Below are 20,069 nucleotides of genomic sequence, written 5' to 3'. Positions count from 1 at the left end.
ATTACGCCTATGGGATATGAGACCTACTGGTCGTTTCGTTTTTACTCTTAACTCATAGGGGTGAGAGTAATCAATTTTATTAGGTGTTTTTTCCATGCAATATCAATCACTTTTTTGCTTCAAGGGCCTAGATAACGGTGTCAGATTTGCGGTAATTAGTGCCTCTGTATACTTTACCTTACTACTTGGTTTTGTGCTCTTTGGTCAAAGTGCTGTCCTCTTAGTATTAGGCTGTTTACTCGCTCCGGTTCTTGGTTTGAGTGCCTATAGAAGGATACGTGATGTGGCGCGACCCAATTGGTATGCCGGCCTAGTTTTAATCCCGCTATTTCTTTTTTCAATCACACTAGTCTATGCAACTAGCCTGACACTATCCGTCATCATATTTATTATCGCCGTTTTACTCAGCCTGTTCTTTGCCAAACTCTCCCCGGTTGGTAAAGTTAAGTCCTATCATCAAGGCTATGTAGGGCCTGCAGTCATACCTGCATCGAGAGTTAATCTTAGACGGGTTGAACCTAGTTTAGGCAGTCACGGGGGCGTTTCAGATGGTGATGTGTATAGCGCTGAAGAGACTCGTGCATCTGAAGGCGTGATTGAAGAGGAAAATAATCAATGGCAGACATCCTCTCGCCAGGGATTTGCTAATTCGATGGCACTGAGGCAGTGGAGGAATTGGGCTAAGCATAATCAAAAATTATTGTTAAGTGTCGCGGCAGGTTTGGTCGTTTTAGTGCTTATAGGAGGCCTGTTGGAGGCATTACCGTCTGATGATGAGCCTACAAGCGAACTTGCCCAAGGTGCATCAGAACAGGTATCTGCATCGATTAGAGAAGAGGCTAAGATCCCCGACGGATTTAGCGTGCTGCTGGAAAATGATGTTTTGATAATTAGCTGGTTAGGGGAGGAGGGGGCAGAGGGCGAGATCTGGTCCCTAGCATCGGCACAGGGCGATAGTAGCTGTGCCAATTTGAGCTTTAACGATGGCAGTAATTATCGACCTATGCTGGTGAAATATATGCCAGATACGTCCATCGAGGCGCGTTTTTCACCATTAGATACTCAAGGGATAATCTCAGATATCGCAATGCGTGGCAGCATCAAGCTATGCGGCTATGATTTCAGCCTCAAGGGGAGTCAGTCGGCATTGTCTAAAAACGCCGCTTTTATCCCCTATTTATAGCTGGAAAAAATGTCACTTAGTCTTTACACTGCTCGGTTGAGCTGGGTTTACGGTATACCTTGCATTTTAATATTTAGAAATTTCGTATATGGCAGTTGAATTAATTCGTGACGAGAGTACGCCTTTGACCTTGGTCATTATGGCGGCAGGGCTTGGTAGTCGATTCGGTGGCGATAAGCAGCTAGCTAGCTTAGGTCCTAATGGCGAGACCATGCTGGAATTGTCCACTCTATCGGCTTATCAGGCTGGGTTTACTCAGGTGGTCTTAGTAATTCGCCCCGAGTTAGAGCCTCAGCTTGAGCGTTTATTTGAAGAGCGTATCAAGCCAAAAGTGTCATCAAGTTTCAAATATGGCTTCTGCTATCAGCGGATGAGTGATCTGCCTGATGCCGCATTAGCAAAGGTCCAAAATTTCAACCATAGACTAAAACCTTGGGGGACGGCTCATGCACTTTGGACTGCCCGCCATCAGGTTCAAGGTCAAATGGCGGTCATCAATGCCGATGATTATTATGGTGATAGTGCATTTAAGTTGCTTGCCAAAGGCTTGATATCTGAGTCGGATGATTGGATGCTCGTGGCCTATCCACTGAGTTTGACCCTGTCTGATCATGGGGGAGTTAATCGAGGTGTATGCCAGGTAGAGCAAGGGATATTAAAAGGAGTGGCCGAGTGGACCGATATTCGCCGGGAGCATCAGGGTTTAACGGGCGAATTTGATGGGACGCGTCGAGAGCTAAACAGTACTTCACCTGTATCAATGACCTGTTGGGGATTTTCTGCAGATATATTTTCCGTAATAGAATCTGAATTAAATCTATTCATCTTAGAGCATGGTTTAGAGGCTAAATCTGAGTGTTATCTGCCAAGTGTTGTACAGCAGCATATGGATACCACACATCATCAAGATGTAGAGAGCGATAGCAAGGCAAAGAAGCAGATCCGAGTGGCAACGGCGCAAGAGCCTTGGTTCGGGGTCACCTACCCTCAGGACGTAGCGTGGGTGAAAGAAAAGCTCTCAGGAGTTTTACATAATAAGAGAAATGGAGTTATTGAGTGATCGATTTTGTCAGGCAGTCTGTGCTGCCCTATTTTGGTATTCGGACCAGCGATGCCAAAGTTTCACCTCTGGGAAATGGTCATATAAATGATACCTTCCTAGTCCGTTGGAGTGATGGTGAGCTCGTTCTACAGGGGATCAATACTCAGGTATTTAAGACCCCGAACGCCTTGGTCGAGAATGCCCAAAAAGTTTCTGAACACTTAGAAAAAAAGCGTAAGACCAGTGACTATGTGCTCAAGATTGTTAAGCCAGTGCGTACCGATAAAGGTCTGCTGGCGGTGGATCTTGGTGAGCAAGGTTTTTGGCGTGCCATCAACTATCTTCCCCATAGCCACAGCATAGATGTGGTGAGTTGTGAAGATGAAGCCTTCTCTGCTGCCAAGGCATTTGGGCATTTTTCATCGGCATTGAGCGATCTCGATGCGACTCAGCTTGAGGATGTTATCCCTCAGTTTCATCATCTTCCCGGACGAATAGACCAACTTAAGGCAGCGGTAAAAATTGATGAATATCATAAGCTGGAAACCTGCCAGGACTGGGTCGATTTCGTATTCTCTCAGCAGGACATTTTACAAGAGCTTGCTGAAGTTTCGCCAATATTGCCACTTCGAACCTGCCATAACGACACTAAAATCAACAATATGCTCTACGATAAGCGTGATATGAGCAGTTTGGCTATTATAGATTTGGATACCTGCATGAAAGGGCATCTCATGTATGACTTCGGTGACATGGTGAGAACTTTCACTTCGCCGGAAGAGGAAGATTCTACATCTCTTGAGAATGTCCATGTCCGCGAATCTATCTTTGCGGCTATTTGCCGTGGTTACTTGAGTGAATTAAACACTGTACTGACCCAAGATGAGAAGGCCAGCTTGTGGCTTGGTGCCCGTGTGATCTGTTTGATGATTGGGGTGCGCTTTCTGACCGATCATCTTAATGGCGATGTGTATTTCAATATTCACCATGAAAACCATAATCTTGAGCGTGCGGCGAATCAATTCACCCTCTACAAAAGCCTGCTTGAGCAAGAGGTTCAGCTAAAAACTTATTTCAAATAAGTTTTTAGCTGAAAAATGTGTCATTGGGGCGAAGCAGCACGGCTTCCCCCATCTTGTTATAGCTGCTCGGTTTCTGTATCTCTTGTACCAGAAAATCATGCCTCAATGCTGGCTTGAGTAGCTCCGAAAACATATCTGTTTGATGATTGCTCTTGTCGAGCCAAGCATCGAGCAGGTGAGAGTCTTGGGGTAATATGAGTGGGCTGGCTTTGCTGTGATATTGCATCATATCAGGATGGGGCGGGTTGGTTATTATCGAGCAGGACACGCGATATTCTCCCGTTTTGGGGTGGTGCCATTCACGGTAAAGGCCCCCTAATGTCAGCGCCGAATCTTGGGCGATAAAATCATAATATTTTGTACTTCCCCCTAGCTTCTCTGTCTCGCCAAACCCTTTGGCTAAGACTACACATCTGCTTTCTTTATAGGAGAGATAGCCTGCCGAACCCTGTTGATTTAGTTTGTCATAGCGAGTATTAAACGAGGTGAACGAGCTAGGTTTAAATCCATCATAGCTAGTCTCTTGTAACAGCCACCAGGTAGCGGTTTTCAACTGTCTGATGCCGTCAATTTCACGGACTATGCTTATGTCGTTGGTGGGCATTTTGAATCGACTAAATTGCATCTCATTTGGATTAGCGATAGACAGATCATGCATTAGCGTTCTCATGAAAAGATCGTCGATGAAATTGAGTCTGCCGCACATACGTTTCTCTATAAATAATTTGTTTCGATATCAGGATCATAATTACAGATAAACTGTATTTTTGTCTATGCAAAAAAAGAACCGAATCATAGTAATTCGGTTCTAAGTTTAGGTCGTAACAGTTACTGACGTTTCTGAGCGAGTGTTTTGGACAATTAAAGGGTGAATAGCTGTAATTTGCCACTCCAGACTTCGCCAGCGGTGCCGTCCATAGGTGACCATTCGATATCTTCGGTGAAGCCCTTAACCGAGAAGTGATCACCATCTTGCATGATTAAGTTAATGGCGACTCTTTGGTCGTTAGTGCCTTGGGAGTTTGTTATTTCAATGATAATTTGACCGTTGGCATTTACCACCCAATCAAACTCTTCCATGACGTCTTGTTCACCTTCATGGTCTGTTAACAAGCCTGTACCATTAGCGTTAAAGGCTAATGTGGTTTCAATGGCTCCGTTCTCATCGAAACTTTTTAGTCTGTGGTCGGCTAGTACATCTGCGACAAAGGATAAGGCTTCTCCTTCACCACAGGCTGCGACAAACTCTTCATATTCAGCCATGGAGCGTAACGTATCGAGTACGGGTTGATCGCTTGCATCGTTCCAGTCAGAGTCGCCCTGAGTACACACTACAATGTTGGTAGTGGGTTGTTCGAGTGGAAACAAAGTTAACTTTTCACTCCAGACCTCTCCGATGGTGCCATCCATAGGTGACCAGGCTATATCTTCGACAAAGCCTTTAATCGAATAGTGGTCGCCATCTTGCCTGATCAAGTTGATCACGGCTCTCACATCATTGGTCCCCGCCGAATTTCCCATCTCTATGATGAGCTCTCCCGATGTATTGACGTCCCAATGGAAATCTTCAACCACGGCAGGTTCGACGTCGTGTTCAGTTATGCTACCCGTGCCATCGGTGTTGAATACAAAAATAGTTTCTATGTTGCCGTCTGAGTCGTAACTCTTCAATCTATGATTGGCTATGACATCGGTGGCAAAGGAGAGGGCTTCACCATCGCGGCAGTTAACGACGAGAGCCGAGTATTCTGCAAAAGATCGAGTTGTTCCTTCTTTAGGGCGATCGTTGACTTCATCCCAATCCGAATCACCGTCACGACATACAAAATCGCTGTGATCCGGCTCAGGCGGAGTGATATTCTGCAGTAAAGTGAGATCGAGATTTTCTAAGATGTCGGTTTTAGCTATTAAATTGTAGACCCATTCATCGTCATCAAACTCTTGTCCTGCTTCAGCAAACTCACCACGACGAACAGCGCCTTGATATTCTACTAGTAGCAGTACATTATCTTGGTCATCATTGTGTCCAAAATCTTGGATAACTTCCGGCATGGTTAGCAGGAATAATCTTTCTCCATGGACTGTGGCTTCACTCCAGCGACTTGTTGCAATCAAGCTGGCTATATTGACAACTTCTCCAGAGTCGCTCTCGGCTTGCCACTCGATTTTGTAGAAGTTAACGGTTCCATCAGCTAGCATTTCTGCAATCACTGAACGATTGCCATCCCAAGCGACATGAGGACCTACAATAGTTTCGACCATGCCATCTGAGGCTGTCGCTGATATTAAACTATCCAAGGTAATGGCTGGTCCATCCATCTCACTGACTGCAGTATGGGCCCAGACACTGTTACACATGCCTTCGACCATATGCTCTGGCTCACAATCATTCCAATTGAAGATAGAGTAGATATCATTGGTGTTACTAAAGCTCAGTTTGAATGCTTCAGCGTCTTCACTGAAAGGCGTTTCTTCAGGTAAAGCCTTATGCCAAAGTTCGCCATTATTTTCCTCGAGAAATAGCTTAATATTCAGTCCTGAAACAGATAATTGTTCTGCAGTGAGAGTTTCACTGAGTATGGGCAGATCATTATTAACTAAAGTTATACTGCCATCATCGTTGAGATCACCAATGGCAAAGTTATCACTACCGATAACCCAGCCTTGTTCTGTAAGGATTAAATCTTCATTGTCTCGGCTGGATTCGTCAGCAACAAATGCTCCTTCAACTAACTTGAAGCGGGTTTCGGTAGTGGTTTGCGTATCGGGATCATATAAGATCGTGGCATATCTGAGGTCAATCATGTCGCCATGAAAACCGCCTTCGAAGATATTGATACCGTCGGTTGAAACTAATTCAGTTAGGTTGGCTGCGGCCGCTTGAGCTTCCGCGTCTCTGATTGCAACCTGATCTTCTAAATTCTCGGTTGGTACAGTGCTGGCATCAGTAACTTCTTCTGACTCCAAAACATCATCTGGGTCAAACTCACCGCCTTGTTCTTGGATAAATTCAACTTCATTGACGATGACCTCTAGTGCATCGATGATCTGATCGACAATCAAACCGACCACATCATCGACACTAATACCAGCCGTGTCGGCAGCATCTTGAACTGCTGCGAAGTTGTTGGCGATGATCTGAGCTGTCACCTGTGCAATATGATGTAAGCGTTCATATTCTGCTTGTTCATCGCTCCCAAGCTCATCATTGAGCTGCTGGGCAACATAATCCTGAGTGAGATCTATGCTTGTTCCCAGTAAGCTTTGGAGACTTGCCTCAGCATCGCTAAGTTCACTGCCTTGTTCGACCTCATTTTGTACCATGGTGGTCAAAGGACTGACAAATTCATAGCCCACGGGGGCTGACATGGTATAGGGCTGAGTGATCGCCTCTCCTGTATCTTCGTCGACGACGCCAACAGTGACTTCGACCAGCAAGGGGAAGTTGTCTATTTGTGCTTGTGTTGCATCTGTAATAGTGAAATCCCCACCGGCGGTACTCGTTGTACTGGGTTCATCAGGGTCACAGACTTTGTTAAGATTCAGATCTAAACAAACCGTAGCACCCACTAAATATCCATCGGCAACTTTACCGGTTTTAGTTATAGCGGCAGGTTCGGGAATGGTGGGATTGGGTTCGCTGTCACTGCCGCCACAGGCACTAAGGACAGAACTGGCTAAAGAGATTAAGAGTAATTTTTTTATATTCATCAAGTCGCTCCATTGATCTAGATGGGATAGGTCAATATCCGTTGAAATCAGACGTGTGCATCTCTGACTTGCAATGAAGCAAGCCGTCGCTATGAGCGCGTTGCCGATGGGAATGAAGATCGGCTTTTTATTAGAATTGATAGCTAAATTAAAGGTAGTGCTTGAAGGCCGATAGCGCCAACAATCGGAAGTGGACTTTGACTAGGTTTTGCATCGGGCTAGTCCGATAGAGGCTTAACTCCTATGTGCTGGTTTGATTGTAAATTTGAGTCTAAATAACGAGATATAGGAGAAAAGATTCAATTGAGAAGATATTTCGCTTAAGAGATCCATTAGCAAAAAAATCGGTAATTAGTGCTGTATTACTGGAGCTTTTAGATAATCTATAGATCTGAGAAAATAGCCTGCCATTGCAGAGTGATAGGGCAAGGTCTGGGAGTGTTTTTCTTTCTATAAGCCAGTTGTTTATCTGATAATCACCGAGTTTTAGACGTTTTCTTATCAGGTGAACATCTGTGTGGAGTGTGAGTTGTTTGAGCAATATCTCAGCATGCTCTCTATCATCATAAGCGATCTCAATTAGCGGTTTATTCATCCTGAATACTTTATCAATCCATCGACTATTGTTGAGCTTAGCCTAAATATGAATAAGGAAACTTGATTTAGCAGAGCTGCCTGATAAAGGTGATAACATTATGAACATCTAACGAGTTAATCTGAGTGACCTTGATGGCACTGTTTTTAAGTCTGTCCAACCACATGTGTAAAATGCTTAAGCAGCCTCTTGAGCGAATAACTGACGCCGATAGCAATAACCCCGGGGTGCAGCCGATTAGCACCAATGCCAATCGAGTTAGCTGGCAGGGGCAGGTTATTCACTTGTCGGGCCGTCAGTGGCAACCCTATGATGATGGCAGTTGGTTGGTGGTATTTATGGAGTCCCATAGCCGCTACTGCATGATGCTCCACTATCCTTTGAGGCCTGATTGGGCTCAGTTACAGCAAGACTTTTATAATCACTGGAAATTACATGCCATTGGCTGGTTGCGAGCTGAAGGGGTCATTCAAAACGATGATGATGGTATGCAGATGCTCGATAATATAGAGCACTACTTCGAGAATACCAAGGTGAAGCGCTTTCGAAATCTTGATCTCAGTATCGGTGCCCATATTACTGAGGTACAGCACGACTTACATTCATTGTTTGATGACAATAACCCGAGCCACTTTGACAGTGATGAGGCGTGGGAGCTGAGCATGTTTATCAATCAGCAACCTAGAAAAACCAGTGGTCAATGCAGTAAGAAACATCAGTTTATTCCAGTCGAACGCTTTGTCGATGATGTCCTATATCGCTTTGCTAGTGGGATAAGCACCCACGATTACGTTAATGTCAAACCGGGGGATTTCCCTTGCCCTTATCCACAAAATCCTGTGTTAAGGGTGTTGAAGTAGCTAGCTGTTACAAGGAAGAAATGCTGCACAAGATTCTTAGGCTAGGGTGCTTGTTAGCTGAGGCAGTATTTTCCCCTGAAAATCAAAGCCCCGTAAATACGGGGCTTTGATGGTTTTTATTAGCAGGGTTAAACCGCTAAAAACATTACTCTACGTTCTGGATCTGCTCGCGCATTTGCTCAATCAGCACTTTAAGCTCTACTGCGGCAGCAGTCACTTCTGCACTGATAGACTTAGAGGCTAGTGTATTAGATTCGCGGTTAAATTCCTGCATCATAAAGTCTAAACGGCGGCCTTGTGCACCACCTTTCTTGAGGATGCGCTGAGTTTCTGCAACGTGGGCGTCGAGTCTGTCCATCTCTTCGGCGACATCCATTTTTTGCGCTAGGATAACCATCTCTTGTTCTAGACGAGCCGGATCCAGTTCACCAGTGATCTCGGCTAGACGGTTGGTCAGCTTGTCACGTTGCCATTGCATCACTGTGGGCATATGTTCACGTACGATAGCGACTTGGGCGATGATGGCATCGAGACGGGTCTGTAGCATTGTGTTGATGGCTGAGCCTTCACGGCCACGGGCTTCGATAAATTGATCGATGGCACTATCGAAAGCGACAAGCAATTCTTTACCTAGGGAGTCCATATCTTGCTCTGAACCGGACATTACACCAGGCCATTTGAGGATGTCGACCAGATTGAGTTCGCCTTGACCGGCTTCCTGTTTGACCCAGTTGGCTGCGTTGACCAGCTGCTTAGCAAGATCTTGGTTTAGCTGAAGTTCGTTGTTCTTGTTGTCGGCAAGATCGTATCTGAGATTAACTTCGATTTTCCCACGGTTTAAACGTTTACGTAGTCTATCTCGTAAGATAGGTTCGAGACTACGGAAATGCTCAGGTAGACGTAGATAGGTCTCTAGGTAGCGTTGATTGACTGAGCGGATCTCCCAGGAGGCATTGCCCCAGTCTGCTTTATGCTCGATACGTGCGTAGGCTGTCATGCTTTGAATCATGGTTTTTCCAATTGTTTAACCGTGAATGTGATCGAGGATTATAGACCTAAGCCAGCTAGGTTCAAAGTAGTGCGTCTTGGCTTTACCTATTATCGGCAAATAACATGGCATCCTTGGTCACAAATCCCTATAATATCCACCCAAAATCGCCTATCGATTAATCAATACAGGAAATTCTTATGCGCCCTAGTGATAGAACGCCAGCTCAATCTCGTCCAGTGACAATCACTCGCCAATTTACCGCTCATGCTGAAGGTTCTGTTTTAGTCGAGTTTGGTGATACTAAAGTACTCTGTACTGCGAGCTTCGAAGAGGGTGTCCCTCGTTTCCTTAAGGGAAAAGGTCAAGGTTGGGTTACCGCTGAATACGGCATGTTGCCACGTTCTACTCATAGCCGCATGAATCGTGAGGCGGCTCGTGGTAAGCAGTCTGGCCGTACACAGGAGATCCAACGCCTTATCGGTCGCTCATTGCGTGCAGCTGTCGATATGAAAGCATTAGGTGAGAACACTATCGTCATCGATTGTGATGTTATTCAGGCCGATGGTGGTACACGTACTGCTGCGATTACTGGTGCCTGTGTTGCTTTGGTTGATTCATTAAACTGGGCGCGTGGCAAAGGTATTTTAAAGACAAACCCACTTAAGTTCCTTATCGCTGCAGTCAGTGTTGGTATTTATAAAGGTGAGCCAATCTGTGATTTAGAGTATTTGGAAGACAGCGAAGCTGAAACCGATATGAACGTAGTGATGACAGAAACCGGTAAGATGATCGAAGTCCAAGGCACTGCCGAAGGTGAGCCATTTAGCCATGAAGAGTTGCTTAGTATGCTAGAGCTGGCTAAGCACGGCATTCGTGAAATAGTCGATGTACAGAAAGCGGCATTGAGCTAAAATTGTTTTAAACATAAAAAGGACCCTGATGGGTCCTTTTTTGAATACCCTAACTAATAAAAGTAATATTAAACTAGTCAATTGAGGAGAGAGTGTGAAAGCCTATCAACGTGAGTTTATCGAATTTGCCCTAGAGCGTCAGGTATTGAGATTTGGTGAGTTTACACTTAAATCTGGTCGTGTTAGTCCTTATTTCTTCAATGCTGGTCTGTTTAATACTGGGCGCGATCTAGCACGTCTGGGTCGTTTTTACGCGACCGCTTTAGTCGATTCAGGGATTGAGCATGATCTGTTATTTGGTCCAGCTTATAAAGGCATTCCTATTGCGACGACGACGGCTGTAGCCCTATGTGAGCATCATGATATCGATATGCCATATTGCTTCAACCGTAAAGAGAAGAAACAGCACGGTGAAGGCGGCAGCCTAGTGGGTAGCGAGCTGAAAGGTCGTGTCATGCTAGTCGATGATGTGATCACTGCGGGCACTGCAATTCGTGAGTCCATGGAGATCATTCAGGCCCATGAAGCGACGCTAGCAGGTGTGTTAATTGCTCTGGACCGTCAAGAGAAAGGCAAGGGTGAGCTATCTGCGATTCAGGAAGTTGAACGTGACTTTGGCTGTGAGATCATTTCAATCATCAAGCTTGGCGATCTGATCAACTACTTATCTGAAAAGCCGGGCATGGAAGCGCAGTTGGCTTCGGTTAGTGCTTATCGTGATCAGTACGGGATATAGAAGATAAGCTTAGAGTGCTAGAGCGTTCGCACGCTCACTTCGAGGGCGCTCACAAGTTCGCTTCTAGAAAAAGCAAAAGCCTTAAGTTTGGCTTTTGCTTTTTTGTTTGCAGTCTCTCGTAGCAGCTTGCCCCGTTCTAGAAGAGCCGAAGGCTCGCTCTCGAATCTGCTCTATTTAATTACTTAAGAATTCTGCGCGAGTCGCGGGATTTGACTTAAATATGCCACCTAGTGCGGTGGTCGTCGTCGAGCTGGTGGAATCCATGATGCCACGAGACTTAACGCAGTAATGCACCGCATCCATCTTCACCGCCACATCTTTTGTCTCAAGCAGAGTCTGTAAAGCTACTAACACCTGTTGAGTGAGGCGTTCTTGCACCTGGGGCCGTTGGGCAAAGAAGCGTACGATACGGTTAATCTTAGATAGACCTATGATGTTCTTACGTGGCAGATAAGCCACGGTTGCGAAACCATCTATGGTGACCAGATGATGCTCACAGGTACTGGTTAGGCTGATATCTTTGACTTTAACCATTTCATCGAAGCCCATCTTATTTTCGATGACGGTGATCTTAGGAAAGTTGGCGTAATCTAAGCCGGAAAATATTTCATCCACATACATCTTGGCGATTCGACGTGGGGTATCGACCAAACTGTCATCGGTAAGATCCAGAGACATCAAGGTTAAGATCTCGCGCATATGATGTTCGATCCTCTCCTTACGTTCCTCTGCGCTGAATTCTGAAGGTAGCATAGGTGTCTCGAGTCCTCGGGCTAATAATGCCGTCTGAACTTGTAGTGCTGACTCACTGAGCTGTGCTTCTTTCGATGTCATAGTTTCCTCCACTATCCAGATAGTGGTTATTTCCGATACGTTTTTATGGTTGTAAATATCGAGTGTTAATTTCATCTAGCTAAAAGCCATGGGCTAGTTAGCATTATATTAGAATAACAAACGGACGTGGAGGATACCCTGAATCGACGATAAATTATACCCTGAAACTGTGTGGGAATAGCAAAAAAGCCGATTGAACCAATCGGCATGAGGTGTTAATTAACTATTACAGTTTGAGATTAGTTTCTAGGAAAGCCATCATAAGTTTGTAATATTTCTCTTGGTGTTCATCATTATAGAAACCGTGCCCCTCATCATCCATAATCAACTTTTCATAGGGGTAGTTGATTTCTTTCAGTGCATCTTCAAGTGACTCAAGCTGCTCTATAGGAGCGCGCTCGTCTTCCCCTCCGTGCACTAATAACAATTTAACTTTGAGTTTATTGACATTATGGCTTGGAGACATCTTAGCTAGAGTTGCTTCGTCGGTGCCAAGCACTTCTGTTAGGTATTTTCTTCCGGCCTTTCGTCCCTGAACATCCCCCTCTTCAAACATAAGTTCAAGATCATAGACTCCAGCGAAACCAATGGCACACTTAAATAGGTCGGGTTCGATAATAGAGCTTTGTAATGCCGAGTATCCGCCGAAGCTTCCGCCGACGATACAGATCCGTTCTTTGTCGACATATCCCTGTTCGATGACATAGCGAGTGGCATCTATGATGTCATACTGGATCTCTGTTCCCCACTTTTGGTGACCAGCATATTCAAAGCTGTCTCCGTAGCCACCTGAGCCTCTAAAGTTGACCTGAAGTACGGCTGCACCTTGGCTGGCTATTAGTTGATTTTGCGTGTCGAATCCCCACCAATCCCTCGGCCCATGTGGACCGCCATGTGGATTGACGACCAGAGGTAAATCCTTGGCTTCCTTGTTGTTGGGTAGAGTGAGGTAGCCATGGATCTGCTTGCCGTCTCGGCTGGTGAAAGTGATAGGTTTAACCTCTGCCATCAACTCTGGGTCAAGCCATTTTTTTTGAGAAACAAGATACTCAAGCTTTACCATTTTGCTGTTGAACAGATAGTAATCTCCTGGATTCCTATCGTTAAATGCTTTGATTATAAACTGGCTGCCATCGTTAGTTTCACTGACCAGATGGATCTGATGTCCCGGTAATGAAGCGAGTAACTGCTTAACATATTTAGCGTGTGTATCTTTTTTATCGACAAACTCATAGGTCGGATAGCCATTTTCATACTCAACGGCGTAGAGTTTTTTACTTATCTTATTAAGCCAGATGTTGCTCGGGTCGACAATTTTATCTTGGCTTATTAGTTTTTTTGTGCCCGTCTTAATGCTGACAAGATACACGCCTTTAGGTTTGCCATTTTCACTGCCTACAACATAAACACTGTCGCTATTTTCGCCAAAAGCGATAGGGCTCATCTGGCTCAGGTTTAGATTGAGTTTATCTGTATCTACCCATTTACTATCTTGTCGATAAAACAGTGTGGAGCTAATGTAATCTCTTGTACCACTGACAAAGTGGACCTTGCCCTCATCGTCATTGAGGAATCTGGCATAAGGAATAGGGGATGTGGTAATTTTTTTACGGGTGCCCTTATACACATCAACTTTATAGACCCTTTGTCGGTTTTCTGCCGTATTACTTCCCCCTGAGCCCCAAGGCAGTGCTTGAACTAGCATAAAGCGTTCATCTTTAGGCAAGGGGTCTAAGATATAAGCTGTGGCACGAATGGGGGTATTTTTTTTCAGCCTAGATCCCGTTTGCATTTCACCACCTTTATAGCCAAAAAGGTATTTAGCTTGGGAACCATCGGCATTTACAGCCATCAGTTCGCCGTAGTATTGTGGGTGATCTTTCCAACCTTTCAGGTATTCTTTTTGTAAAACGATGCGCTCATGATTGACCCATTCGTAGTTGCCAACTTGAGCATTTCCGGGAAAATGAATCACGTGCGTTGGTTTCTTGGAGATGGCGTCTAATATCATTAGCATTTTCTTTCCCTCTTTTGAGGTCAAGACACTAAGATATTCTCCATTAGGGGATATTTTGACATTAGAGTATTCGGTGGAACGGCTAAATTTGGCAATGAGATCGTTTGTTTGAGCTTGGACTATTAGGCTATTTAGCAATAGGCAGGACAAACTAAACCACTTAATTAGTTTCATTGAGACATCCTTGTTACAAGTTTCTATTTATTTTACGTATATATCCCTAGGTAAAACTAAAACAACTAATTAGTTTCATTGAGACATCCGTGTTACATGTTTCTATTAATTTTCGTATATGCCCTAGGTAAAACTAAAACAACTAATTAGTTTCATTGAGACATCCGTGTTACATGTTTCTATTCATTTTACGTATATATCCCTAGGTAAAACTAAAACAACTAATTAGTTTCATTGAGACATCCTTGTTACATGTTTCTATTAATTTTCGTATATGCCCTAGGTAAAACTAAACCAGCTAATTAGTTTTATAGAGATACTATTGTTATGTAATGATGTAGGTTTTTACGAATTCGTTAAGTGGGGAGGGTAAAGTAAACGATGAGGATCTGCAATTCAATTTTATTTGGGCGAGCAGCCTTTACTACAGGCTGCTATAGGGTATATGAGCTTAACTTTGTAATAGTTGCTGCTGGATAAATATCCACTGTTGGTCGAAGTGCTGAGTCGGTTTTTGCTTGAACTCGCTGCGAACAAACTGGGCAATTCGACCTTCGGCGACGGCGAGTAAAAGATTGGCTAAAATAGCCTCATCTATATTGAATCCTTTGCCTTCACGTAGGGTTTTCTCACGTAAAATTTGTTTTAGGTGAGTCTCTATCTTGGAAAATATCTGACTAACACGACTGCGTAAACGTTCATTCTCACCTAGTAGAGCATCACCGTTAAGTACCCGTGAGATCCCCGGGTTACGCTCGGAGAAAATCAGCAGTAATTGCAGCAATAACTGGCAGCGTTTCATGGTGTCTTTTTCTTCATCCATGATGAGGTTAATGCGTGAAAGCAGAGACTCTTCGATAAAATCGATCAAGCCCTCAAACATGCGCGCTTTGCTCGGAAAATGACGATATAAGGCCGCCTCAGAAACACCAACTTCGGCGGCGAGCTTGGCTGTGGTTATTCTTTGTCCTGGATTGGTTTCTAGCATGGTGGCTAGACATTGGAGAATATGTTCGCGGCGATTAATTTTAGGGCTTACAGCCATTTAGTTTTCCTTCACTCGAATACGACAGGAGCTAGGTGATATCTTCACTTACCTTTGAATGGGTCTTGGGTAAGTGAATGTCACTCTTATTGATCACACTCAGTTAGCTAATAAATAGCTAAAGGGAGTTTTTCTATTTGGTACCTGAGTGGCCAAAGCCACCTTCGCCACGACTTGAATTATCAAATTCATCGACAAGCTTAAATTCGGCTTGTATGACCGGAACAAATACCAATTGGGCTAACCTGTCACCTATCTCTAAGGTAAAAGGTTCACAGCTTCTGTTCCAGCAAGAGACCATAAGCGGCCCCTGGTAGTCGGAGTCTATCAACCCGACTAAATTTCCAAGTACGATTCCATGTTTATGACCCAGACCCGAGCGCGGTAAAATCATCGCCGCAAGTCCAGGATCGGCAACATGTATCGAAATACCGGTTGGAATTAAGCTAGTTTCACCCGGCTCGACGATCATACTTGTTTCAATCATAGCCCTAAGGTCCATGCCTGCACTGCCTGGCGTTGCGTAGGCAGGGAGGGGATATTCAGAACCAATACGTGAATCGAGGATTTTAACTTCTATGGGTGTTTTCATTTCTTGTCATCTTTTAAAATGGCGATTCGTTCGGCGACTATGCCGAGTAGTTGAATAGCCAAGGTCTGTTTATCGGTTGCCGGAAGATCTTCTTGGCCCTTGGCCCAAATGACCTTGAGTGCATTGTTGTCGGCATTGAAACCCAACTCAGGATTAGACACATCATTAGCGGCTATCATATCGAGTTTCTTACGCACTAGTTTGTCTTTAGCGTAGCGTTCGACATCTTGGGTCTCGGCGGCAAAGCCTAAGGTAAACGGTCTGGGGTTATGGCTGGCAACGGTGGCTAAGATATCAGGATTTCTTACCAAGGCAAGTTGCATATCAGTTGAAGATTTTTTTATTTTTTCATTGGCTATTTCAGTAACACGATAATCGGCGACGGCTGCACAGCCGATGAATATATCGTGACTGTCGACTCGCCTCATAACTGCCTCTAGCATGTCTTGTGTGGATATGACATCGACTCGCTTGACTCCTACAGGCGTTGTCAGGTTGACAGGCCCGGAGACTAAGGTGACCTCGGCGCCCATGTCGGCGGCTGCCTTGGCTAAGGCAAAGCCCATCTTTCCAGAGCTTTGATTGGAGATATAACGCACAGGATCGATCGCTTCCCGTGTTGGTCCTGCCGTTAGCAGTATTGAGTGACCCGCAAGTAATTTTGGTGCAAAAAATTGCATTGCCAGAGCAGCTATATCCAAAGGTTCGAGCATGCGTCCCGGGCCAACTTCACCACAAGCCTGGCTGCCTGATGCGGGTCCCCATATTTTCAGACCACGTTTGGATAAGTTAGCCAAATTATCTTGCGTCGCCTGATTGCGATACATCTGCTGATTCATCGCTGGGCAGAGTATCACAGGGGCTTCGGTAGCTAAGCAAGTGGTAGTAATAAGCTCATCGGCCATACCAGCATTTATTCGAGCGATAAGGTTGGCAGTCGCTGGAGCGACAATGACAAGATCCGCCCAACGAGCAAGCTCAATGTGTCCCATGGCCGCTTCAGCCGCAGTATCGAGTAAGTCCGATGCAACGGGATATCCAGATAAGGCTTGTAAGGTCAGCGGGGTGATAAATTCCTTCGCGCTCTGGCTCATCACAACACGTACGTCGAAGCCACGCTCTTTGAGACGTCGGACAAGGTCGGCAGATTTATAGGCTGCTATTCCGCCGCCTATAGCGAGGAGGATATTTTTATTGGTCTGACTTGGATTATTACTTTGGCTCATACTTTTGCTCATAGACTGTGGCTCATAAAGATTGTTGATGAGAAACAATGCAGTCGCTAAATTGAATTGCCGCCTAAGATATCACAAACCTTAGGAGGTGGAGGATACAAGTTTTAGAAAACTCGACCATACTCAGCATAAGTTTAAAATCACGCAAGGAGGGGTGATGGGGATCAAAGATTGGCCATTAGGTGAGGGGCCGCGGGATAAACTTTTGAGCCATGGAGCGAGTCAGTTATCCGATTCAGAGCTTCTAGCTGTTGTCCTTAGGAATGGCTTGCAAGGATTAAGTGCCGTTCAATTAGCCAGGAATCTAATTGCAGAGTTCGGCGGACTCAGGGGGCTACTGAAGGCGTCTCAGCAGGAGGTCTGTAAATTGCCTGGTATGGGGCCGGTAAAGTTTGCTCAACTTCAGGCTGCGGCCGAGTTGAGTACCCGGATTTCGGCAGAAAAGTTAAAAAGAGGCAAAATATTGAGTGATCCTGATTTAACTCGAGACTATTTAATGAGACAATTACGGGATCGTGCCTATGAAGTGTTTGCCATTTTGTTGTTGGACAGTCAGCATAGAGTTATTCAGTTTGTTGAATTATTCCGTGGCACCATAGATTCTGCGTCAGTCTATCCACGTGATGTGGTGTGTCTGGTGCTTGAGAAAAAAGCTGCGGCCGTGATTGTCTGCCACAACCACCCATCGGGAGTTGCGGAGCCAAGTCAGGCCGATAGGCGAATAACTGAGCGATTGAAGTGTGCCTTGGCAACCATAGATGTTTCCTTGTTAGACCATATGGTTGTAGGCGATCGCGAGATAGTTTCATTTGCAGAGCGGGGATGGATAGACTAACTATTCCTTGATCTTTGCTTTTAGATCCTGTATAAAATGCGCCCTCTGTTGTGTGCCTCAGGCGACGGCCGTGTTCGAGGTGCATTAATGCTCGAGCGTTAAATATTTTGTTTTGGAGAAGATTGACATGTCAAGAGTATGCCAAGTAACTGGCAAGCGACCAATGGTTGGTAACAACCGCTCGCACGCTAAAAATTCGACGCGTCGTCGTTTTTTACCTAACCTACAAAACCACCGTTTTTGGTTAGAAGGCGAAAAGCGTTTCGTTAAGCTACGTATCTCTACTAAAGGTATGCGTATTGTCGATAAGAAAGGTATTGAAGTAGTTATTGCTGAACTTCGTGCCCGCGGCGAGAAGGTATAATAAACCATGGCTAAATCTAAAGGTAATCGTGAGAAGATCAAGCTAGTTTCTAGCGCTAAGACTGGTCATTTCTACACGACTGAAAAGAACAAACGTAACATGCCTGAAAAGATGGAAATCAAGAAATTTGATCCCGTTATCCGTAAGCACGTTATGTACAAAGAAGCTAAAATCAAGTAATAACTTGTTGTTAACTTCTAAAAAAGCCCCTGATTCAGGGGCTTTTTTTTGCTATAAATTTGACCTGAACGATGAGTTGTCACAAAGCTTAAGTATCATTCTACTCTGAGTATAAAAATTCATTTTTTGATTTTCTTATACTAACTCATCTTTTCTTTGTTATATCTCGGTTATTCTATCTGTTCTAACACCCCTTATTTAAATATAAATGCTTTTATTTTGCATTAAAATGCAATATTATGTTTGTTACAGCCTAGGGCTGTGGCCGTTTGTTTTGCATAAATGAATAAAAGTGAGAATATATTCGTGCGTACCACTGAACTCGTTGATGGATTTCGTCACTCAGCTTCCTATGTCAACTCTCATAGAGGCAAAACCTTTGTTGTGATGCTTGGAGGCGAGGCGTTAGCCAATAAACAATTTCGATCGATCATTAATGATATCGCCCTATTGCATAGTCTGGGGATTAAGATTGTTCTGGTGCATGGTGCCAGGCCACAAATTGATGAGGCTTTAGCGGATAAAGCTATTTTGCCAGAGTACTACAATGGCGTACGGATCACTGACGAAGATGCCTTTAAAGTGATTAAACAAGTTGTGGGTGGACTGCAACTGGATATTACCGCCAGACTCTCCATGAGCCTGAGTAATACTCCAATGCAAGGTGCGCAGATTAATGTGGTGAGTGGGAACTTCGTCATCGCACAGCCATTAGGCATTGATGATGGTGTCGATTATTGCCTGAGTGGTAAGGTCAGACGTATCGATGTGCAAGGCCTCAAGGGCCAGCTGGAGAGTAATGGTATCGTGCTACTCGGCCCAGTTGCAGCATCTGTCACGGGAGAGAGTTTTAATCTGACTGCCGAAGAGGTGGCCACTCAGATCGCGGTGAAGCTAAAAGCCGATAAGATGATAGGTTTTAGCTCACAGAAAGGTATCTTGGATAGCACTGGTCAGGTGTTGGCCGAGTTGATGCCAAATGATGCACAAACCATCTTGAACGATTTAGATTTAGGCTCAAGTATGTGCTTAGGTACTAAAGCCTTTCTTAAAGCCAGTATCGATGCCTGTCGCAATGGTGTCTCTCGGTGTCACTTCGTTAGCTATCTGGATGATGGCGCCTTGCTGCAGGAGCTATTTTCCAGAGATGGCATAGGCACTCAAATTGTCACAGAGAGCGCCGAGCGTTTGCGCCGTGCCGGTATTGGCGATATAGGTGGGATCTTAGATCTGATCCGTCCATTAGAGCAGAAGGGCATACTAGTTCGTCGTTCTCGTGAGCAGTTGGAGATGGAGATCGAACAGTTTATGCTTATTGAGCGCGATAATCTGGTCATAGGCTGCGCGGCCTTTTACCCGTTCGAGGAAGATAACGCCGGCGAGTTTGCCTGTTTGGTGGTGCATCCTGAATACAGAGATGCTGATCGAGGTAGCATACTACTGAAAAATATTATCGGTCAGGCTAAGGTCAGGGGCTATTCCAAGCTATTTGCCTTGACCACTCGCAGCATCCACTGGTTCTTGGAGCATGGTTTCGATATTGTCGATGTGGAAACCTTGCCCGATAAGAAGAAGCAGTTGTATAACTACCAAAGAAAATCCAAGATTCTTGCTTTAGAGCTTTGAACTAGTCAGTCTGAATGAAGAGGTGTCGGCATTTTTTTATGGCTGGCTTTGCTGCG

At 44.8% G+C, this 20,069-nt stretch carries 19 protein-coding genes; 10 read left to right on the top strand and 9 right to left on the bottom strand.

What is annotated here, in order from left to right; genetic code table 11:
* Nucleotides 1-94: 94 nt before the first annotated feature.
* From sps_RS16350 to sps_RS16340, 3 genes are all read left to right on the top strand, one after another.
* Nucleotides 95-1,183 carry a DUF805 domain-containing protein gene (locus sps_RS16350; protein WP_077753496.1) on the top strand — a complete coding sequence of 363 codons (1,089 nt, stop codon included), beginning with the start codon at nucleotides 95-97 and terminating at the stop codon, nucleotides 1,181-1,183.
* A gap of 88 nt (nucleotides 1,184-1,271) precedes the next feature.
* The gene (locus sps_RS16345; RefSeq protein WP_077753495.1) at nucleotides 1,272-2,243 is read left to right on the top strand and encodes an NTP transferase domain-containing protein; all 972 of its coding nucleotides are present in this window, start codon (nucleotides 1,272-1,274) and stop codon (nucleotides 2,241-2,243) included.
* Nucleotides 2,240-3,307, top strand: a complete 1,068-nt coding sequence (locus sps_RS16340; protein ID WP_077753494.1) for a phosphotransferase enzyme family protein — start codon at nucleotides 2,240-2,242, stop codon at nucleotides 3,305-3,307. Before sps_RS16345 ends, sps_RS16340 begins: the two co-directional genes overlap by 4 nt.
* Nucleotides 3,308-3,311: 4 nt before the next feature.
* Here sps_RS16340 and sps_RS16335 read toward each other — a convergent pair whose 3' ends face one another.
* The 3 genes from sps_RS16335 to sps_RS16325 form a co-directional block, all read right to left on the bottom strand.
* Nucleotides 3,312-4,013 carry an SOS response-associated peptidase family protein gene (locus sps_RS16335; RefSeq protein WP_077753493.1) on the bottom strand — a complete coding sequence of 234 codons (702 nt, stop codon included), beginning with the start codon at nucleotides 4,011-4,013 and terminating at the stop codon, nucleotides 3,312-3,314.
* Nucleotides 4,014-4,168: 155 nt separating this feature from the next.
* Nucleotides 4,169-7,018, bottom strand: coding sequence for a hypothetical protein (locus sps_RS16330; protein ID WP_077753492.1), 2,850 nt, complete (start codon nucleotides 7,016-7,018; stop codon nucleotides 4,169-4,171).
* 271 nt (nucleotides 7,019-7,289) lie between these two features.
* Complete coding sequence (locus tag sps_RS16325) at nucleotides 7,290-7,613, bottom strand: ERCC4 domain-containing protein (protein ID WP_077753491.1); 324 nt, start codon at nucleotides 7,611-7,613, stop codon at nucleotides 7,290-7,292.
* 134 nt (nucleotides 7,614-7,747) lie between these two features.
* Here sps_RS16325 and sps_RS16320 point away from each other — a divergent pair, with 134 nt between their 5' ends.
* The gene (locus sps_RS16320) at nucleotides 7,748-8,473 is read left to right on the top strand and encodes an amino acid adenylation (RefSeq protein WP_237157857.1); all 726 of its coding nucleotides are present in this window, start codon (nucleotides 7,748-7,750) and stop codon (nucleotides 8,471-8,473) included.
* A gap of 145 nt (nucleotides 8,474-8,618) precedes the next feature.
* Here sps_RS16320 and sps_RS16315 read toward each other — a convergent pair whose 3' ends face one another.
* Complete coding sequence (locus sps_RS16315) at nucleotides 8,619-9,482, bottom strand: YicC/YloC family endoribonuclease (RefSeq protein ID WP_077753490.1); 864 nt, start codon at nucleotides 9,480-9,482, stop codon at nucleotides 8,619-8,621.
* A 179-nt stretch (nucleotides 9,483-9,661) separates the two neighbouring features.
* On the opposite strand from sps_RS16315, the gene rph reads away from it, so the two are divergent.
* Entirely contained in the window at nucleotides 9,662-10,375 is a 714-nt protein-coding gene (gene rph / locus sps_RS16310; RefSeq protein WP_077753489.1) for a ribonuclease PH, read from the top strand.
* Nucleotides 10,376-10,469: 94 nt separating this feature from the next.
* Entirely contained in the window at nucleotides 10,470-11,111 is a 642-nt protein-coding gene (pyrE, locus tag sps_RS16305; RefSeq protein ID WP_077753488.1) for an orotate phosphoribosyltransferase, read from the top strand.
* A 174-nt stretch (nucleotides 11,112-11,285) separates the two neighbouring features.
* Here pyrE and folE read toward each other — a convergent pair whose 3' ends face one another.
* The 5 genes from folE to coaBC all read right to left on the bottom strand — a co-directional run bounded on the left by folE (nucleotide 11,286) and on the right by coaBC (nucleotide 16,999).
* Nucleotides 11,286-11,945, bottom strand: a complete 660-nt coding sequence (folE, locus tag sps_RS16300; RefSeq protein WP_077753487.1) for a GTP cyclohydrolase I FolE — start codon at nucleotides 11,943-11,945, stop codon at nucleotides 11,286-11,288.
* A 226-nt stretch (nucleotides 11,946-12,171) separates the two neighbouring features.
* A complete protein-coding gene (locus sps_RS16295; RefSeq protein ID WP_077753486.1) occupies nucleotides 12,172-14,136 on the bottom strand; it encodes an alpha/beta hydrolase family protein in 1,965 nt (654 codons plus the stop codon).
* A gap of 451 nt (nucleotides 14,137-14,587) precedes the next feature.
* On the bottom strand, nucleotides 14,588-15,181 hold the full coding sequence (slmA, locus tag sps_RS16290; protein ID WP_077753485.1) for a nucleoid occlusion factor SlmA: 594 nt from the start codon (nucleotides 15,179-15,181) through the stop codon (nucleotides 14,588-14,590).
* 133 nt (nucleotides 15,182-15,314) lie between these two features.
* Entirely contained in the window at nucleotides 15,315-15,773 is a 459-nt protein-coding gene (dut, locus tag sps_RS16285; RefSeq protein WP_077753484.1) for a dUTP diphosphatase, read from the bottom strand.
* The gene (gene coaBC / locus sps_RS16280) at nucleotides 15,770-16,999 is read right to left on the bottom strand and encodes a bifunctional phosphopantothenoylcysteine decarboxylase/phosphopantothenate--cysteine ligase CoaBC (RefSeq protein ID WP_077753483.1); all 1,230 of its coding nucleotides are present in this window, start codon (nucleotides 16,997-16,999) and stop codon (nucleotides 15,770-15,772) included. The genes dut and coaBC overlap by 4 nt, the downstream gene beginning before the upstream one ends.
* Before the next feature lie 166 nt (nucleotides 17,000-17,165).
* Here coaBC and radC point away from each other — a divergent pair, with 166 nt between their 5' ends.
* The 4 genes from radC (at nucleotide 17,166) to argA (ending at nucleotide 20,013) form a co-directional block, all read left to right on the top strand.
* Nucleotides 17,166-17,843, top strand: a complete 678-nt coding sequence (gene radC / locus sps_RS16275) for a RadC family protein (protein WP_077753482.1) — start codon at nucleotides 17,166-17,168, stop codon at nucleotides 17,841-17,843.
* Between the two features lie 127 nt (nucleotides 17,844-17,970).
* Nucleotides 17,971-18,207 carry a 50S ribosomal protein L28 gene (gene rpmB / locus sps_RS16270; RefSeq protein WP_077753481.1) on the top strand — a complete coding sequence of 79 codons (237 nt, stop codon included), beginning with the start codon at nucleotides 17,971-17,973 and terminating at the stop codon, nucleotides 18,205-18,207.
* 6 nt (nucleotides 18,208-18,213) lie between these two features.
* Nucleotides 18,214-18,387 carry a 50S ribosomal protein L33 gene (gene rpmG / locus sps_RS16265; protein WP_013053319.1) on the top strand — a complete coding sequence of 58 codons (174 nt, stop codon included), beginning with the start codon at nucleotides 18,214-18,216 and terminating at the stop codon, nucleotides 18,385-18,387.
* A 306-nt stretch (nucleotides 18,388-18,693) separates the two neighbouring features.
* Nucleotides 18,694-20,013, top strand: coding sequence for an amino-acid N-acetyltransferase (argA, locus tag sps_RS16260; protein WP_077755727.1), 1,320 nt, complete (start codon nucleotides 18,694-18,696; stop codon nucleotides 20,011-20,013).
* Nucleotides 20,014-20,069 lie beyond the last annotated feature (56 nt).

The sequence above is a fragment of the Shewanella psychrophila genome, assembly GCF_002005305.1.
Lineage (GTDB): Bacteria > Pseudomonadota > Gammaproteobacteria > Enterobacterales > Shewanellaceae > Shewanella > Shewanella psychrophila.
This window is presented reverse-complemented; position numbering and strand designations above follow the sequence as displayed.

Coding starts and splice junctions, on each gene's coding strand:
- sps_RS16350 (WP_077753496.1), top strand. CDS start 95: ATGCAATATCAATCACTTTTTTGCTTCAAGGGCCTAGATAACGGTGTC.
- sps_RS16345 (WP_077753495.1), top strand. CDS start 1,272: ATGGCAGTTGAATTAATTCGTGACGAGAGTACGCCTTTGACCTTGGTC.
- sps_RS16335 (WP_077753493.1), bottom strand. CDS start 4,013: ATGTGCGGCAGACTCAATTTCATCGACGATCTTTTCATGAGAACGCTA.
- sps_RS16330 (WP_077753492.1), bottom strand. CDS start 7,018: ATGAATATAAAAAAATTACTCTTAATCTCTTTAGCCAGTTCTGTCCTT.
- sps_RS16325 (WP_077753491.1), bottom strand. CDS start 7,613: ATGAATAAACCGCTAATTGAGATCGCTTATGATGATAGAGAGCATGCT.
- sps_RS16320 (WP_237157857.1), top strand. CDS start 7,748: ATGGCACTGTTTTTAAGTCTGTCCAACCACATGTGTAAAATGCTTAAG.
- sps_RS16315 (WP_077753490.1), bottom strand. CDS start 9,482: ATGATTCAAAGCATGACAGCCTACGCACGTATCGAGCATAAAGCAGAC.
- rph (WP_077753489.1), top strand. CDS start 9,662: ATGCGCCCTAGTGATAGAACGCCAGCTCAATCTCGTCCAGTGACAATC.
- folE (WP_077753487.1), bottom strand. CDS start 11,945: ATGACATCGAAAGAAGCACAGCTCAGTGAGTCAGCACTACAAGTTCAG.
- sps_RS16295 (WP_077753486.1), bottom strand. CDS start 14,136: ATGAAACTAATTAAGTGGTTTAGTTTGTCCTGCCTATTGCTAAATAGC.
- slmA (WP_077753485.1), bottom strand. CDS start 15,181: ATGGCTGTAAGCCCTAAAATTAATCGCCGCGAACATATTCTCCAATGT.
- dut (WP_077753484.1), bottom strand. CDS start 15,773: ATGAAAACACCCATAGAAGTTAAAATCCTCGATTCACGTATTGGTTCT.
- coaBC (WP_077753483.1), bottom strand. CDS start 16,999: ATGAGCCAAAGTAATAATCCAAGTCAGACCAATAAAAATATCCTCCTC.
- radC (WP_077753482.1), top strand. CDS start 17,166: ATGGGGATCAAAGATTGGCCATTAGGTGAGGGGCCGCGGGATAAACTT.
- rpmB (WP_077753481.1), top strand. CDS start 17,971: ATGTCAAGAGTATGCCAAGTAACTGGCAAGCGACCAATGGTTGGTAAC.
- rpmG (WP_013053319.1), top strand. CDS start 18,214: ATGGCTAAATCTAAAGGTAATCGTGAGAAGATCAAGCTAGTTTCTAGC.